Source organism: Flavobacterium sp. NG2, from assembly GCF_034119845.1.
Taxonomy (GTDB): Bacteria; Bacteroidota; Bacteroidia; order Flavobacteriales; family Flavobacteriaceae; genus Flavobacterium.
Genome location: NZ_CP139420.1, coordinates 2,891,828 through 2,908,055, shown reverse-complemented (window position 1 = coordinate 2,908,055; position 16,228 = coordinate 2,891,828). Strand labels below are relative to the sequence as shown.

Sequence of the window (16,228 nt, the reverse complement as noted above, 5' to 3'; positions counted from 1 at the left end):
ATAAATTTTGATTATAAAAAAACCGCTTCAAGCGGTATTAGCGCAAATTTATTCGTTTCTAAAATCAAAATATAAGATTAAAAGAAAAAATTTGCGAATCTGTGGTGTTTTTAAAAAAACTAATGCATTTACTCTGCCAATGAAGAGATTTTAGATAATTTATCCAAAACCATTTTATAGGTTGGAGTATCTACCTCGTATTTGACCGCTTCGTTCACAACATATTCTGTTAAAGACGCTAGTTCAAAATTATTTCCTGCTAAAATATCACGATGCATCGATGAAGTTGCTTCATGAGGTGTTTTTTCTAATTTTAAAATCGTTTGCATGATGATATCATCAGGTAGATTTATGCCTTTTACAGCCGCTAGCAAGGTAATTTCATGAAGTAAATCCACATAAAATTTACGACTTTCAGCTGAGTGCAGGATTTCTCCAATATTTTGATTCAAATAAGAAGTTGCCGAAGCCAAAGTAGAAATGAACACAAATTTTTCCCAAACCGTATCTTCAATATTTTCGACCAAATAACTTTGAATATTTGCCTTTTGAAAAAGCAATTGTAAGTTTCTCAATTTTCCGATGGGTGCCGTATCAGACCCAAAGAATAACTTTTCATAAAAACCCATTTTTCTAATCGTACCAGGAGTTTCAATTTGTGAAACAATATAAACACAACCTTGCAAGACTTCGTTATCTGGAAAAAGTGTACTTATACGCTCCGTAGCATCTACTCCATTGTAAAGTGGTAAAATTATGGTGTTTTTAGTAATGCATCTAGCTACTGAACTTAAACTGGTTTCAATATCATAGGTTTTAGTAGCACAAATCAAATAATCAAGTTTGCCAATTTCATCGGGATGGTCTGAAACTTTAGAAGGAAAAACTGTCATCTCGGATTCATCCAAAACGATTTTCAGCCCATTTTCGGCAATGTGCTGCTTTGTTAATCCACGAGCAATAAAAACAACATCAACTGATTCTGAACTTGCATAGGCTTTTGCTAAGAGACCACCAAAATAACCTCCTACTCCACCTATCCCTAGAATTCCTATTCGCGTTTGCATTTTATTGGCTTAATTGAATTAATTATTTAAGATTAAATTGTACTTCTTAAACACTTCTAGTCTAAGGTTCTTATAAGCTTAGTAAGTTAAAGAAAAAAAAACAGACCTATAAGCCGGATTCTGTCACCAATAAATTGGCGCCTTATCATTTATCTAGGCTTACAATTACTCATAAGCTCAAGCTATCTACCCTTCAGCAACGGGCGAGAAACCCTTAAATGCTGATATACTTGATATTTCACCGCATAGAGTTTACCTGGTTTCACTACAGCCTTACCTGTACATACTTTCTGTTGCACTTGTCCTAATTCCTCCCGAAAACGGGACAAACCGACGGGTGTTACCCGCTATGCTTCTCTATGGTGTCCGGACTTTCCTCAATTCACCAAAGGTGAACAGCGATAAGGCGGTCTGTTGTGCAAAATTACATTTTTTAGAACGTAAATACTATTTTTAAAACCACACTTTAACAGGTCATTTGCAAATAATTAATTTTAAAATAGTTATCTTTAAGTCTGAACTTAAAAACCAACCATCATGACCAAAATGTACCACTACACTTCCGTAGCCAAGGCTTTAGACCAATTGAATGAAAAAGGTTTTACATATGATTTCAATTTACATGAAGAAGATATCGTCAAAAACCCTAGTAAATATGAAATTGTACATGTATATCGTTATGAAGGAGATAGCAATCCCGATGACGAAGCGGTTGTTTACGGAATTAAATCAACTTCAGGAAAAAAAGGCGTTTATGTGGCTGGATTTGCAGCCAATTCGGTTAACGAAGCTACCGAAGTCCTGATTCAACTTAGTATTAAAGGAAGAAATAAATCTTAACTTATTTCCGCATTGAAATAAATGAACCAAAATGATACATATGGAATCTTGGGGCAATTTGCTCCCAAATGCGAAATAAAGGACTGGATTAATGAAGAAGGACAGTTTGATAATAGTGTCCAGATTGAAAACTACAAAGGAAAGGTTGTTGTATTATTTTGTTTTCAAGATTGGTGTCAAGGCTGTCACTCTATTGGTTTTCCCGCACTTCAAAGAATGACTGATGCATTAGGAAGAAACGAAGAAATTGTTTTTCTGGCTATACAAACCGTATTCGAAGGACATTCTGTAAATACATTTGACAAATTAGTCGAAAACCAGAAAAAGTACCAATTAAAAATTCCTTTTGGCCAAGACAATGGTGACACAACAACTCAGGGCGTTTCAAAAATCATGCATCAATACCGTACAGGCGGAACGCCTTGGTTTATAGTCATTAATCAAGACGGAATTGTTATTTTTAATGACTTCCATATAAACACAAAAAAAGCTATTGCTATTTTAGAAACCCTTAACTAAATTCAAATGATGCTCAAATGGCTTGATATCATCAAATTAACAAGCAATAACAAACCAATTCCTGATTATGAAATCGAAAAAAATGACGCAGAGAGGAAACAACGATTAGCAGAAGAACAATTTAAAGTTGGCTCTAAAAAAGAAATACAAACTGCACAGCATTCTGATATTTGTTCTCCATTTCAATCTGTAAAATATATTTGTATTGGTTGTAAAGTCCCGTTATTTGATGAGGATCAAGAGCTAAAAAACATTTCAAATACCTATAGTTTTACCCAACCAATAAAAGATAATACAATAGGGTATTACAAAGTAAACTCAGATGTTCAATATCATATAGAAGCATTTTGTACTAACTGCAATACGCCTTTAGGATATGTATTTCAAGATGACGCAACGCTAAGTGGTTTACGATTCGATATCAATTCTTATTCATTGCAAAAAATGGTTATCGAAGAACGAAAACTGACTATGGGTGGTGGTTGTTTTTGGTGTACCGAAGCTATTTTTCAACAATTAAAGGGAGTTTTACAAGTAGAAAGTGGATATAGTGGTGGCAAAATCACAAATCCAACCTATCGCGAAGTATCCAGCGGTTTGACGGGACATGCTGAAGTAATTGAGATTACTTATTTAGTTGCCAAAATTAATTTTTCAGATTTAATTAGAATCCACCTAACAACACACAACCCAACTAAAATCATTAAAAAAGGAAAACAAAACGGCACACAATATCGAAGTATTATTTTTTATCGAAATGAATATGAAAAAGAAAAAATTACAGAAATAATTAACGAACTGCAAAATAATTATAGCTCCCCAATTATTACAGAACTAATGCCTTTTGAGTATTTTTATAAAGCCGAAGAGCGGCATCAAAATTATTACAGTCGTAACCCAGAAGCTAGTTATTGTCAAACAGTAATCGACCCAAAATTAGCGCAGTTTAAAGTCTTATATAAAGAAAAACTTAACAACTAACTCTAAACCATTATATCATGAAAAAGCCAAATATACCACAAAAAGCCCCTTACGTTATTAAAGTCACAGCTGGAACCTATGCTTGGTGCGCCTGCGGTCAAAGTAAAAACCAACCCTATTGTGACGGTTCTCATAAAAACACCGATTTCAAACCAATTATTGAAACGGTTACAGAAGAAAAAACGGTAGCTTGGTGTGGATGTAAACACTCAGCTAATGCACCGTTTTGTGACGGAACTCATAATAAACTGTAGTCTTGAGTTTGCTACATTTAGTTGATTCAACTAGAAAATAGTGTTGTTCTTTTTATAAAATAATCTTTGATGCCATTTTATAAAATCTTGCCCTATTTTTATAAATACAGTTAAACACAGTCGCACTTCTTAACAGAAAACATCATTATAAAATAGGTCGTTTTCGCCCCAGAGCGAAACGGCAGCCCCGAGGATTTGTGCGCTATTTTTTTACTGACGCTAGAGAGCGACCAGAGGAAGCTCCTCTAGTGGCTTAGTAAAAAAAGCGAACAAATTGAGGGCTATAGTGTAGCGCTGGAAAAGGCGCCAAAAATTATTCAATAGGAATTGCGAGCACTGGAATGGAGAATTCATTGGCTGCTTTTTTGGTGAAGCTAGGATGGAACAAACTGTCAAAAAAACCTCTTTTATACGTTAGCATAGTGACAATATCAATGTCTTTTTGGAGTATGAAGTCCAGAATCGTTTCTTTGACTTCATTACAATGAATCACTGAGAATGTAATTGGTTCTTCTTCGAATTCTTTTTCCCATTCTTTGACCGTTTCATTGGAAACATCTGATTCGTTTGTTTTTACATACAAACATTTTATGGCTGCTTTTGTTTTACGGGCAATTTTAATAACTCTCTTTAAGGCATTTTTATCTTTAGGCCTAAATCGCGTGGTAAAACCAATGTTTTTAATCGTTTTAAAGTTGGCATCATGAGGAATGCATAACATCGGAATGTCGATATCAGTGATAACATTACCAGAATTAGACCCCAAAAAAAATGCTTCCCAGCCGGCCGCTCCAGAGGTTCCCATAACTAGGAAGTCAATTTTATCTTCTTTAATAGCTTTTTTAATATTGAAAGTGAGGTCACCATCCATTAAGCGGTGCGTCATTTTTATCTTGTCTAGATTTCGTTCTTCGGCTATGGTGCGTAGTTTAGGAATCTCATCTTTGAACATATCAAATTGTGCTAATTCTAAAGATTCATAAATGACCATATAATTTTCTGGAAAAAACTGATTGTCTACTACAGGCAACTCAAAACTATGCAACACAATCAACTCTCCGTCCAGTGTTTTAGCTAACTCTAAAGCGTGCACAAAGGCATTATTGGCAACTTCTGAAAAATCGGTTGGAAATAATATACGTTTCATAGTGAAATTTTTTAAGTGAAATTTAATTTAAAAATAAGAATAAAAAGAGTTCTTGGTGTTAATTTTAAATTTTAAACGTCGTTAGGCATGAATCACTAAAACTGGAATTTTGATATCTTCGGTTGTTTTTTCGGCATAATTGGCCACAAACATCCCTTCAAAAAAACCGCTTTTATAGGTAAGTATTGATAAAACATCGATTTTTTCCTTTTCAACAAAACCCAAAGTCACTTGTTTTATTTCGTCACTTTGAAACATAAAATATTCCACTGGTTCGTCTTTAAAAGCTAACTCCCATTCTTTTATGGTTTCAATATCTATTTGTGAGGTTCGGTTTTTTATATAAAGACATTTTACTTTGGCATCAATGATTTTTGCTAATTCTAAAGCCTTTTTCAAAGCTAGTTTGTCTTTAGGTCTGTAATGAGTAACAAAACCAATCGTTTTAATTTTTCGGTGTTCCACACCAAAAGGCACACACAACATAGGTACATTAATTCCCAAAATCACAGAACCCGAATTGGTACCCGAAAAAAGGGTTTCCCAGTCTGTGGCTCCCGAAGTTCCCATGACCAAATAATCTATCGCTTCTTCATCAATGCATTTTTTGATATTAGCTACCAAATTCCCTTCCATCAAGCGATGCGTCATTTTAATGTGTTCAAAATGATGTTCTTCGATGATTTCACGAAGTTTAGGAAGTTCCTCTTTAAACAAATCAAAATGCGCTAATTCGACCGTATCATAAACCTCGGTGAAATTCTCTGGAAAAAATTGATCGTCCATTGGAGGTAAGTCATACGAATGCAGAAGAATTAGTTCGCCTTCGACTACTTTTGCAAATTCTAATGCATGTACAAAAGCATTAGTGGCTACTTCAGAAAAATCAGTGGGAAATAGTATACGTTTCATTTTAAACACTTTTAATAATTGAACATAAACTCATCTTATAAAGATACAATTTTAACATATTAATTCCCAGTTATTTGTGAATTATATACTCTAATTCGTGTCTTTATATACAAAAACTAAATACTGCTACAGTTTTATTACCTTTGCAGTCAATACAAAAGAAAATGCTAAACAACGACGCTATAGTAGCACTAGCCACCCCATCGGGAGCTGGAGCGATTGCAATAATCCGAATTTCAGGACAAGAAGCCATAACCATTGGAAATTCGGTTTTTAAATCTATTAAAGAGAAAGATTTACTAAAACAAAAATCACACACCTTACACCTAGGCCATATTGTTGATGGTGCCAAAGTACTCGACGAGGTACTAATTTCTGTTTTTAAAGGACCAAATTCCTATACAGGTGAAAATACGATTGAAATTTCGTGTCATGGTTCTACCTATATCCAACAACAAATTATCCAGTTATTGTTGCGAAAAGGCTGTCGAATGGCCGATGCGGGAGAATTTACATTACGTGCCTTCCTAAACGGCAAACTTGATTTATCGCAAGCCGAAGCTGTCGCCGATTTGATTTCGTCAGACAACGAAGCCAGTCATCAAATTGCCATGCAGCAAATGCGTGGGGGTTTCTCGAACGAAATTGCCAAACTGCGTGAAGAACTGTTAAACTTTGCTTCGCTTATCGAACTCGAATTGGACTTTGCAGAGGAAGATGTTGAATTTGCTGACAGAACACAGTTTCATGAACTCTTGAACCGAATTGAGTTTGTCCTTAAAAGACTCATCGACTCTTTTGCCGTAGGAAACGTTATCAAAAACGGAATTCCTGTAGCGATTGTTGGTGAACCTAACGTAGGGAAATCAACGCTCTTAAACGCTTTGTTGAACGAGGAACGCGCCATTGTTTCGGACATAGCAGGAACGACTCGTGATACTATCGAGGACGAATTAGTTATTAACGGAATCGGTTTCCGTTTTATTGATACGGCTGGAATTCGCGAAACCAAAGACGTCGTGGAAAGTATTGGAATCAAAAAAACATTTGAGAAAATTGAACAAGCACAGTTGGTTATTTACCTAATGGATAGTTTAAAGTTTCAGGCTTCAAGTTCAGAATTTATCGTTGAGATAGAAAAAATCAAAAACAAATATCCTTTAAAACAAATCTTAGTTGTAGCCAATAAAATTGATCGATTAAGCAAAGTGGAACTTCAAGCAGTTCATCAACAACTTGAAACTTTAAACTTGAAACAAATTTTTCTGAGTGCTAAAGAAAAAACAGGTATTGAGGAATTAAAAAACACCCTACTCTCTTTTGTAAACACAGGTGCTTTACGTAATAATGAAACAATCGTAACCAATACAAGGCATTACGACTCTTTACTTAAAGCACTGGACGAAATATCAAAAGTAAAATACGGACTGGAAACAGGACTTTCCAGCGACCTGATGGCGATTGATATTAAGGAAGCGTTGTACCATTTTGGGATGATAACGGGTCAGGTTACAAATGATGAATTGCTTGGGAATATTTTTGCTAATTTTTGTATCGGGAAGTAAAGATAGTATTCAGTCTACAGTTTTAGTATTCAGTTAATCTTTTAATCAAAATAAATAAGGCTGTCCAGGCAGGCTATCCACTACAAGTCCGCAGGCATCAGGCTATAAAACTAAAACCCCAAAAGGAGCTTCTTGCAGTCGCTCTTTTGGGGTTTGTTTTATTCGCCTTCTTCCTTTACGGGCTTTTCGTTACTATCCTTGACAGGGAAAAAGATTCCTTATTCAATAGCTTTTTATTGGCCCCAAAAATAGTTAAACTATGCACTTTAGTACATTTCGCTTTAGCCTCTAAAAATTTTAGCCACAGATTATAAAGATTCAAAGGATAATCTGTGCTAATCTTTTTAATTCTATCTAACTCTTTGTCTAAATGTGTGTTTATCAAATATTTCTATTAAAAAAAATCTGTGTAAATATGCGTGCAAAAAATAAGCACGCAGATTTGGCAGATTTTTGCAGATAATAATTTTGATATTAATTAGAAATTTGTGTAATTCAATTTAATACATTTTTGAATTTGTGCTAATTTGTGTAATTTGTGGTCTTTTTCCAAGTTAGCAACTCTTTGTCAAAGTCCGACCACTTTCTTTAAATCTGTGGCTAATTATAGCGTTTTCATATACAGATTTTTAGTCTGACAACCAAATCTATGGCCTTTCAGTCAATAGTGGTTTAGTCATAAATCATCCCCTATCAAAGGCTGATTACCTAAATCCACCACCCAATCACTCACTTCAAAATGAAACCATTCACAAAAAGTTTTGAAATCTCTTTTTTGAGGCCAATCGTTTTCGTCAGTCCATATTCCTTCTAACTCTAATTCAAAAATTGTTTTACAGTACTTTTTGATTAACTGGTTGGCATCCTCGAAATCTTCTTTGGTTAGATAGGTTTTGGACTCGCCCAACATTCCAGCATCCATTTGGAAATCAGGTGTCAATTGATTATTCCAATCAACAAAAGGCGCTTTATAGCTTATGGTAATGGCTGAACGGTTATATACTTTCATGACTTATATTCTATTTTCTCTTCCGCCACCATCCCCAAAACCCCATCCCCTTCAGGATAATTCTTCGCAGTCATTGCGAGGGACGAAGCAATCATATCTTCGTGCTCTTTGGTGGTACTTTTTTTGTCTAGTTTTTTGTTATTGGACTCTTGTTTCCTGCCTTTTTTAGTGGGATTAGCCAAAGGCTCAATTCGCTTTGCTCGGGTACCGCGCTCCGCTCGCAATGACTGGATGGATTGCAACAACTCCCTAGCATCGTCATCACTATCCAGCTGCTCGCTTAACTCCCCTTTAAATGCCTTATGTAATATTGCTTGTGGTAACGTATCTATTTTATTTTTTAGGCTTTTGTATTGTTCTTCTATAGTATCTGCTTTGCCAAACAAACTTTCTACTCGATTTACGATTTCTTGTTGTTCATTAAGAGTTGGAAGTTTGATTTCAAACTTCTTAATTCCTCCTAAAGGCACAGTTAATTGGGCTGTACCAGTTGCAACATTTCGAGCCTGAGTATATATTAAATCAGACTTAAGCAAAATCTTTAAAAAGTTTGAATAAATTTTATTGTTATCAGGTCTTAAAATTGCAATATGTCTCTGAAAACAAAATTCTTTATCAAAATCAACAAGCAAAGGAATCCCATAAGATCCTGTAACAGTATATAATAAATCTCCTTTTTGAGGTTTTCTAGTTTCTTTCAATGAATTATAATATTCTTGTGGTACAAATCTTGAAACTTTTTCAAATTCAAAATAACCTTTACTTACATTTGAAATAACTAAAAATGGAACTCCCTCATTGACTTGTGGAGGTGCTTGATGATCGCCATCTGTAATTGAATTACAAATATCATTTAACAATATATTTTTCCAAGCTTCCAACTCCTTCCCTTTCCTCCATTCCTCTGTCAATTTACCAGTAACCGCTTGCGTAAGCACTTGCTGACGAAAATCCTTTAGCAATAAAGGAACTTTTTCCATACTGGTTTTTATAGTTTCCAGTTGGGCAAATAAACGATCTAATTTATCTACAATGCGGTTTTGCTCGGCTAGTGGTGGGAGGGGGAATTTTAAATCCCATAATACGGTTGGGTCAACATGAGGAATCCCCACACCTCTTGCGTTTGAATTAATGAACGGATATTTATCTAATAAATAATAAAATAAGTAATTAGAATTAATTTTAATTGGCTTAAAGGCAACAAGAGTTGAACCAATAGCTCCAAAATTTGTCTTTGAAACCCAGCCGCTTCTTGCACCATCCCAAACCATCGCCACATCTCCTTCTTCAAATAATTTTGAACTTTCAATATCCGCAAATTGTCTTATTACACTATATTCAAGTGCTTTAATATCCATGTAAGGAATCGAACCTTCAAACTCAATTTCTGATTGAATTTTTGGCTTTTTCCCTTTTACATTTTTAGTAACATCTTGCAAGGATACATTTACCCAATTTTTTGGTAATTCCTTTCCCATTAATTCAATTCTTTTATCATAACTTCCTACTCATTTTAGTGTGATTGCTTCGTTCCTCGCAATGACAGGGTGGTTATCTTTTTGACTAATTCAATTCTTTTATCATCGCATTCAATTGCTCCGTGATGCTTTGTAATTCACTTAAAGCTTCCTTCGCAATATCAATCGGCTCGCCTAAATCATCGCTATTCGTCAACGTATTATCAGCAATTAAACCTAAATCGAGGCTGTAGTTTTTCTTTTCTATATGGACACGTGAAATACAGTTCCAGCGTTCGTCTTTTATTGTTTTACGTTTGTCATCAGATACCAAACCATCATAATCTTGCTCTACTTTATCAAAAGGAATTCCTCCTGTGTAGGCTAGAACAAAATCTTCAAAGGCTTTTTCTGTAAATGGTGTGCGTTTTCCGTAACTAGGTGCATTAGTACGCATATCATAAAACCAAACGTTCTTAGTATTGTTAGTTTCGGTTTTTTCACGGGTAAAAAAGAGTACGTTGGTTTTTACACCTGCGGCATAAAAAATCCCTGTAGGCAAACGCAAAATAGTGTGTAGGTTACATTTGTCCATCAAATCACGTCGTATTTTCTGTCCGTCACCGTCTTCAAAGAGTACGTTATCGGGCAAGACTACTGCTGCTCTGGCTTTGCCGTCTTTCTTTAAACTACGGTATATGTGTTGCAAAAAGTTCAATTGCTTGTTGGCCGTAGGGAACGTAAAATCGTCACGGCTTGGGCGTTCACCTCCCTGCTTGGTACCAAATGGAGGATTTGCTAACACTCCATCAAAACCGTTGAGGGTTTTACCAAATTCGGTCAAGGTATCCCCTAGATGTATGGTACTTTCCATTCCGTGCAAACGGGCGTTCATCAATGCCAATCGGTGCGCATCAGGTACGAGTTCTACACCTGAGAAGGCGTCGTTTACTTGAAACTGTCTTTCTTTTTCGCTTAAATCGTAATAATTATCGTTTTTGCTACGCAAATAATGATCTGCCGAGATCATGAAACCAAAAGTACCACAAGCTGGATCTGTCCAACGTTCGCCAATCTTTGGCACCATCAAATCGACCATGATATTAATCAATGGTCGTGGTGTAAAGTATTGCCCTGCGCCACTTTTCTTTTCACCTGCATTTTTCTCTAATAGGCTTTCGTAAATATCACCCATGACATCACGATCGTCCTCTTCGTACCAATCCAGTTTATCAATAGCAACAACAAGCGAATTAAAGTTGACAGGCTTGCGCAAACTCGTTGAAGCGTTACTGTAGATTTCCTTGATGCTTTGGCTTGTAGTCTTATCACTTACAGTGGCTAGAAATTCACGGTAACGTGCAAAAGCTTCGGCATTATCATGTTCGTTTACAAAGTAGCTCCATTGAAACTCTGCTGGAATTTCATGACTAAATCCTTTTACTTCACTTAATTTCAGGAAAAGAATATAAGTCAGCTCATTTAAATATTGGTGGTAGGTTACCCCATCATCACGCAATACATTACAAAGATTCCAGAGTTTATTAGCTATTTCTTGTGCACTCATTGTTTTATTGTCATTGCGAGGAATGAAGCAATCTCATTCCTCAATTAGTATTTAGTGTTTGTCATTGCGAGGAACGAAGCAATCTCACTCCAATGCTCCAGGTTATTTGCTCGTTTTACTTGATCTTGCTAGTGTGATTGCTACGCTATCGCTCGCAATGACGAAGTGTAAAAATATTTAAATAGTCATTATATCTTTAATCTCTTCATATAAATCTTTCCAAGTTGGATTCAAAGATCGGATTAATTTATTTTTATCGTCTCTTGAACCCGCTTTTATTTGTTTCTCTCTTACTATTGCATCTCCTATTTCTTGAAATTGCTCATAGTAAACTAAAATATTCACATTATATCTAGCTGAAAATGATTGCGGATACTTTTTTTCTTTATGCTCTAAAATTCTTTTAGGCAAATTTGAAGTAACACCAGTATATACCACGGTTTGATACTTATTTGTAATGATATATACAAATCCTGGTTTCATAGTTGTATTCATGTTAATGCATTGTCATTGCGAGGAACGAAGCAATCTCACTACAGTATATTGTATTGCATACACCCAACAATTAATTATTATCGTTTATCAAATTGACCACCAATTTGGTTATCATGTCTTTCTCTTCTGATTTGCTTTCGGCAATCATAATAGTAATAGCAACCAAAGCATTATCGGCAATTTTTTTGTTTCCTTCTTGGTTTAGTAATTTATTATTCAAGTCTAAAAAGTAAATGAATAATCCTGCTGCAATTCGCTTATTTCCATCAGAAAAAGAGTGATTTTTTACCACGAAATACAAAAGATTAGCTGCTTTTTCTTCTATTGTGGGGTACAAATCTACTAAATCGAAAGTTTGATAAATAGTTTCTAAAGAACTTTTAAAGGACTGATCTTTTTCATTACCAAATAAATCTCCAGTTTGTTGAAAATTACGCCAAATATGAATTTGCTTAATTGCTTCATCATAAGTCAAGCGCTTTGTTTCGGTAGCGATATAATTCGAATCAATACTTAATTTTTGATGATCGTATTTATCTAAAGTTTCTAAAGCATAGGCATATTGCTCTAATACTTTTAAAATTCCTTTGGCTTCGTTTGAGGATAAATTGTCAACATTAGCAGCTTTTGTAGCCAGTTTTAGAGCTTGCTGTATTTCGGTGTATTTATAATTGAGTTCTTTTAATCTCTTTTCATTTAGTGCATATCCTTTTACTAAATAGTCCTTTAAGCGTTGGGTTGCCCAAATTCTAAACTTGGTAGCTTTAGCCGAATTTACTCTATACCCAACAGAAATAATCATGTCAAGGTTATAAAAATCAACTTTTCTAGTTACCTTTCTGCTTCCTTCTATTTGAACTATTTCCATTTTGGAAATAGTTGCTTCAGGCAACAATTCAGATTCTTTAAGTATATTTTTAATATGCTTATTTATAGCTGGTACTTCTGTTCCAAAAACTTCTGCAATCTGTTTTTGATTTAACCAAACCGTTTCATCTTCAAACTGGACTTCAATTTGAGTATGGTTTCCTTTCGAAGTATAAATTATAATATCACTCATTAGGCTGTAAATAAATTATCATTCAACAAAGCAATCACTTGATCCAGTTCGTTATTAAATATCTTTTGAATACGAGCTAAACCACCTTCTTCTTTAAAGGTTTGGTTGATGAATTCTTTATCAAATATGTCTTCATGAAGCAACTGCTTTTCAAAGCGTTCAATCCATTTCAACTGGTGCATATTCCAATCTTTCATAGCTTTTACTTTGGCAATTGCATTTTTAATTCGGTCTTCATGACTTACTAAAACAGTATCTAATGCTAAAGTTCGGATATAGGAAATAATATCGGCTGCTATATCTTGATTCTTGGCATTTTTCCATGCTGCGTTCAAAGTCAACTCATTATATCCCTCCTGGTCTAATAGTAGTTTTAGTTCTTTTAATGATTTTCTATCCAAATCCGAAGGCTTGGTGCAAATCGTTTTTAAGGCCAAAATAGTATTGCGATTTTCTTCGATAAAGGTTTTAAAACCCTCGATATAATCTTCTGGTTTCGAAGCTTTACCATACCCTCGTTCGATACCTATTACTTCGTCATGGTGCTCAGAAACCAATTGCATTTTAGGCTGATAGACCTTTTTATCCAAGAAATCCCAAAGACTAGCGTAATTAGCTAATACATTTTTAACATCTGCTCCATCAACACCCAACAGATTTTCGATAAATTCCTCTGGACTATCCCCTTTGGCATAATACATAAACTGTTCTAGTTGTCCTTCGTTAATCTGTTTCTTTTTGCGTTGTAACTTGGCTACAATCTGCTCCAATTGCTTTTTGGAACGTTCAGGAGTATCTATGAAATCTAATTCTTCTATTAATTTTTGAAAAGATATAGAAGGATTAGAAACGGTTTTCATTTGTGTAAAATCTTCTAAGGCCTCATAAACTCGAACAGCATCATAAATCTTAAAAAATTGTTTATTGATTTCAGGACACAAACGAGTGGCTCTACCTAACATTTGTTCAAACAAAATACGAGAACGCACTCTACGCAAAAACACCAAATTAGTTATTTGAGGGACATCAATTCCTGTAGTCAATAAATCAACTGTAACCACGATATTAGGGAATTTCTCGTTTTTGAATCGTTTGGTTAAATTCTCAACATCATAGACATTCCCCGTTAATTTTTGAATAGCCCCTTGCGGTACATCAATACCTATTTCAGCATATTCTTCTTTTAGTAAATCAACAATCAAATCTGCATGAAAATCCCGAACCGCAAAAATTAAGGTTTTTTCATCCCCTTCAGGATCTATATTTTGAACCAGTTCTTTGATTACCGCTCTATTAAAAGGCTCAGTAATCACTAGTTTATTGAATTGTTCAATTTCTACTAGTAATTCATCCTCTAATTCAGCTAAGTCTTCAATAGAATTAGTTTCAGGATTAAAAGCCTTTGGCTTTTCCCCTTTCTCCCAAAGAATACCATTTTCGCTCAAATTAGTTTTAATAATATAAGGTGGCTCATGATCTGTCAAAAAACCATCAATAACTGCTTCACGATAGGAATAATTATGGACGGGTTTTCCAAAAATTTCTGTAGTGTGTAAAGCAGGTGTAGCAGTTAACCCAACGATATAAGCATTAAAGTATTCTATTACCCTTTTATATTGCCCTACATAATCATTCTCATCTTTAAAGGATAAATCCTCCTCGTTTATTTCTTTGTCTAGATTATAGCCTCTATGTGCTTCGTCAATAATAATACAGTCATAAGCATCAATAGCTAATGTTTCGTTATCCGAATAAAAAAGGCGTTTCACCATGCTTTGAACGGTAGCAAAATGAAGTCTCGTTTCTGTTTCAGGATACACATCTTTCATTTCCTCTATTTTATAAATATTAGAAAAGGTATTAATATCTTCTACTTTGTTGTCCTTGAAACTTCCCAATGCCTGTGATGCTAACAAACGTCTATCCGTTAAAAACAAAATACGCTTAAAACGATCCGATTTAATGAAGCGGTAGGCCAAACCAATAGTTGTTCTCGTTTTTCCAGTACCAGTAGCCATTACCAACAGAGAACGTTTGTCTTCAGGATGATTAATCAGTTTTTCTTCTACTGCTTTAATAGCATCTATTTGATAATAGCGTAATCCTAAACCACTGGGATTTTGCAAATAGTCGTATTCACTTATTTGCAATCGGCTGTTTGCTGTTTCAATATCTCTTTCGAATAAATCAACCAATCCTTGTGGTGAAAACCAACCTCGAAGTGCTTCTGCCCTATTGCGTTCTTTCCGAATGTCCAAATGCCATATACCGCTTTTGGCTTTTATTTGTTCCAAATAATTTCTACCATTCGTAGAGAAAAGAAAAGGAACTTTATAGCCATTCCAATTTCCTAACAATTTGAAATCGTTTTGTGCTTCTATTCTTTCAGCATATATTTTTGATTGATGCAAATCTGTCGAAATATCCGTTGCAAACTTTTTAGCTTCCACAATACCGTATAATTCCATCCCCACAAACAAAGCATAATCAGCCCATTTGCCATTACATGGCCACTCGGCAATTGCTTTGTTTTTTCCTTTTTCGGGTAGCGACTTATTCTTTTTGTAATTAAGCTTCTCCGTTTCACAATCCCAACCAGCATCTCTTAATTGTTCATCAATAATTGCTCTTGTTTCTGCTTCGGTTTTACCTATGTTGCTGGCATTGGTCAAAGCACGTTGTTGTCTTTCAACCACCAGCTCAGGTGTTGCATTGATTATAGCCACTTTTGCCTGATAATCGACTACTTGTTTTGATAATCGCTCCAGTTCAGCATTTAATTTGTCTAAACTAACTTTCTGATCATCTTCAGGAAGTTGATATTCTGTAGTTTCAATATAATCATTCTCATAGGTTTCATAAAACCACTTCGCTAATTGAAAACATTTTTTGAGAATATATAAGGCTTCTTGTTTTGAACCGCTTCCATCGTGACTGGCTTTATTTCCAGATTTTCGAATAACATGAAATATATCTTTGACTACGTCAGGAATACAATTTTTATAAAATAACTGGTTGATGCGTTCCACTTGATTTCCATCAAAAGGGACTAAATCTTCAAATTGCCAAATTAGTTGCGCTAATTTCTCAGAAAACAATCGAGACTTAGACAAGGATGAACTAGGATCGATATAAATTAATCGCTCCGATAATTCACTAATAGTGAACAACTCAGGATAATTTATTTCTAGGAATGAGAATGTTGAAGCCATCAATTTAAACTGAATAAATAAGAATTTACATCATTTGTTAGTGATTGCTAATATATTGAAAATAATTAAGTATTTCAGATAGCAATAAAAAATCCAGAATTAAATTGATTTTTATTAATATGAAGATTAAGTTACCGATTTGA

Annotated in this window: 14 protein-coding genes and 1 other RNA gene; 5 read left to right on the top strand and 10 right to left on the bottom strand. The window is 34.8% G+C overall.

The window, feature by feature from the left end; translation table 11 throughout:
• Nucleotides 1–128: 128 nt before the first annotated feature.
• Both SLW70_RS12095 and rnpB read right to left on the bottom strand, forming a co-directional pair.
• A complete protein-coding gene (locus tag SLW70_RS12095; protein WP_320888680.1) occupies nucleotides 129–1,067 on the bottom strand; it encodes a 2-dehydropantoate 2-reductase in 939 nt (312 codons plus the stop codon).
• A gap of 93 nt (nucleotides 1,068–1,160) precedes the next feature.
• Nucleotides 1,161–1,485, bottom strand: an RNA gene (rnpB, locus tag SLW70_RS12090) — RNase P RNA component class A.
• A gap of 119 nt (nucleotides 1,486–1,604) precedes the next feature.
• Between rnpB and SLW70_RS12085 the strand changes: the two genes are divergently transcribed.
• Genes SLW70_RS12085 through SLW70_RS12070 form a run of 4 tightly spaced genes read left to right on the top strand, consistent with a single transcriptional unit; the run spans nucleotide 1,605 to nucleotide 3,661 of the window.
• The gene (locus tag SLW70_RS12085; protein WP_320888679.1) at nucleotides 1,605–1,907 is read left to right on the top strand and encodes a hypothetical protein; all 303 of its coding nucleotides are present in this window, start codon (nucleotides 1,605–1,607) and stop codon (nucleotides 1,905–1,907) included.
• A 21-nt stretch (nucleotides 1,908–1,928) separates the two neighbouring features.
• Nucleotides 1,929–2,426 (top strand): peroxiredoxin family protein, encoded by a 498-nt coding sequence (locus tag SLW70_RS12080; RefSeq protein ID WP_320888678.1) that lies wholly within the window; start codon nucleotides 1,929–1,931, stop codon nucleotides 2,424–2,426.
• Nucleotides 2,427–2,432: 6 nt separating this feature from the next.
• On the top strand, nucleotides 2,433–3,407 hold the full coding sequence (gene msrA, locus SLW70_RS12075) for a peptide-methionine (S)-S-oxide reductase MsrA (RefSeq protein WP_320888677.1): 975 nt from the start codon (nucleotides 2,433–2,435) through the stop codon (nucleotides 3,405–3,407).
• A 17-nt stretch (nucleotides 3,408–3,424) separates the two neighbouring features.
• Nucleotides 3,425–3,661, top strand: coding sequence for a CDGSH iron-sulfur domain-containing protein (locus SLW70_RS12070; RefSeq protein ID WP_320888676.1), 237 nt, complete (start codon nucleotides 3,425–3,427; stop codon nucleotides 3,659–3,661).
• 313 nt (nucleotides 3,662–3,974) lie between these two features.
• Here SLW70_RS12070 and SLW70_RS12065 read toward each other — a convergent pair whose 3' ends face one another.
• The gene (locus SLW70_RS12065; protein WP_320888675.1) at nucleotides 3,975–4,808 is read right to left on the bottom strand and encodes a universal stress protein; all 834 of its coding nucleotides are present in this window, start codon (nucleotides 4,806–4,808) and stop codon (nucleotides 3,975–3,977) included.
• Between the two features lie 81 nt (nucleotides 4,809–4,889).
• Nucleotides 4,890–5,720, bottom strand: coding sequence for a universal stress protein (locus SLW70_RS12060; RefSeq protein ID WP_320888673.1), 831 nt, complete (start codon nucleotides 5,718–5,720; stop codon nucleotides 4,890–4,892).
• A 164-nt stretch (nucleotides 5,721–5,884) separates the two neighbouring features.
• Here SLW70_RS12060 and mnmE point away from each other — a divergent pair, with 164 nt between their 5' ends.
• A complete protein-coding gene (mnmE, locus tag SLW70_RS12055) occupies nucleotides 5,885–7,285 on the top strand; it encodes a tRNA uridine-5-carboxymethylaminomethyl(34) synthesis GTPase MnmE (RefSeq protein ID WP_320888672.1) in 1,401 nt (466 codons plus the stop codon).
• Between the two features lie 676 nt (nucleotides 7,286–7,961).
• Here the strand turns inward: mnmE and SLW70_RS12050 are convergent.
• The 6 genes from SLW70_RS12050 to hsdR all read right to left on the bottom strand — a co-directional run bounded on the left by SLW70_RS12050 (nucleotide 7,962) and on the right by hsdR (nucleotide 16,085).
• A complete protein-coding gene (locus tag SLW70_RS12050) occupies nucleotides 7,962–8,294 on the bottom strand; it encodes a hypothetical protein (protein WP_320888671.1) in 333 nt (110 codons plus the stop codon).
• Nucleotides 8,291–9,772 (bottom strand): restriction endonuclease subunit S, encoded by a 1,482-nt coding sequence (locus SLW70_RS12045; RefSeq protein ID WP_320888669.1) that lies wholly within the window; start codon nucleotides 9,770–9,772, stop codon nucleotides 8,291–8,293. The genes SLW70_RS12050 and SLW70_RS12045 overlap by 4 nt, the downstream gene beginning before the upstream one ends.
• 85 nt (nucleotides 9,773–9,857) lie before the next feature.
• Nucleotides 9,858–11,318, bottom strand: coding sequence for an N-6 DNA methylase (locus SLW70_RS12040; RefSeq protein ID WP_320888668.1), 1,461 nt, complete (start codon nucleotides 11,316–11,318; stop codon nucleotides 9,858–9,860).
• A 177-nt stretch (nucleotides 11,319–11,495) separates the two neighbouring features.
• Complete coding sequence (locus SLW70_RS12035; RefSeq protein ID WP_320888667.1) at nucleotides 11,496–11,801, bottom strand: GIY-YIG nuclease family protein; 306 nt, start codon at nucleotides 11,799–11,801, stop codon at nucleotides 11,496–11,498.
• A gap of 82 nt (nucleotides 11,802–11,883) precedes the next feature.
• Nucleotides 11,884–12,873 (bottom strand): virulence protein RhuM/Fic/DOC family protein, encoded by a 990-nt coding sequence (locus SLW70_RS12030; RefSeq protein WP_320888664.1) that lies wholly within the window; start codon nucleotides 12,871–12,873, stop codon nucleotides 11,884–11,886.
• Nucleotides 12,873–16,085 (bottom strand): type I restriction-modification system endonuclease, encoded by a 3,213-nt coding sequence (gene hsdR / locus SLW70_RS12025; protein ID WP_320888661.1) that lies wholly within the window; start codon nucleotides 16,083–16,085, stop codon nucleotides 12,873–12,875. Before hsdR ends, SLW70_RS12030 begins: the two co-directional genes overlap by 1 nt.
• Nucleotides 16,086–16,228: the final 143 nt, after the last annotated feature.

What these genes read in the sequence shown, in the direction of transcription:
- SLW70_RS12095 (WP_320888680.1), bottom strand. Translation starts at nt 1,067, where the DNA reads ATGCAAACGCGAATAGGAATTCTAGGGATAGGTGGAGTAGGAGGTTAT.
- SLW70_RS12085 (WP_320888679.1), top strand. Translation starts at nt 1,605, where the DNA reads ATGACCAAAATGTACCACTACACTTCCGTAGCCAAGGCTTTAGACCAA.
- SLW70_RS12080 (WP_320888678.1), top strand. Translation starts at nt 1,929, where the DNA reads ATGAACCAAAATGATACATATGGAATCTTGGGGCAATTTGCTCCCAAA.
- msrA (WP_320888677.1), top strand. Translation starts at nt 2,433, where the DNA reads ATGATGCTCAAATGGCTTGATATCATCAAATTAACAAGCAATAACAAA.
- SLW70_RS12070 (WP_320888676.1), top strand. Translation starts at nt 3,425, where the DNA reads ATGAAAAAGCCAAATATACCACAAAAAGCCCCTTACGTTATTAAAGTC.
- SLW70_RS12065 (WP_320888675.1), bottom strand. Translation starts at nt 4,808, where the DNA reads ATGAAACGTATATTATTTCCAACCGATTTTTCAGAAGTTGCCAATAAT.
- SLW70_RS12060 (WP_320888673.1), bottom strand. Translation starts at nt 5,720, where the DNA reads ATGAAACGTATACTATTTCCCACTGATTTTTCTGAAGTAGCCACTAAT.
- mnmE (WP_320888672.1), top strand. Translation starts at nt 5,885, where the DNA reads ATGCTAAACAACGACGCTATAGTAGCACTAGCCACCCCATCGGGAGCT.
- SLW70_RS12050 (WP_320888671.1), bottom strand. Translation starts at nt 8,294, where the DNA reads ATGAAAGTATATAACCGTTCAGCCATTACCATAAGCTATAAAGCGCCT.
- SLW70_RS12045 (WP_320888669.1), bottom strand. Translation starts at nt 9,772, where the DNA reads ATGGGAAAGGAATTACCAAAAAATTGGGTAAATGTATCCTTGCAAGAT.
- SLW70_RS12040 (WP_320888668.1), bottom strand. Translation starts at nt 11,318, where the DNA reads ATGAGTGCACAAGAAATAGCTAATAAACTCTGGAATCTTTGTAATGTA.
- SLW70_RS12035 (WP_320888667.1), bottom strand. Translation starts at nt 11,801, where the DNA reads ATGAAACCAGGATTTGTATATATCATTACAAATAAGTATCAAACCGTG.
- SLW70_RS12030 (WP_320888664.1), bottom strand. Translation starts at nt 12,873, where the DNA reads ATGAGTGATATTATAATTTATACTTCGAAAGGAAACCATACTCAAATT.
- hsdR (WP_320888661.1), bottom strand. Translation starts at nt 16,085, where the DNA reads ATGGCTTCAACATTCTCATTCCTAGAAATAAATTATCCTGAGTTGTTC.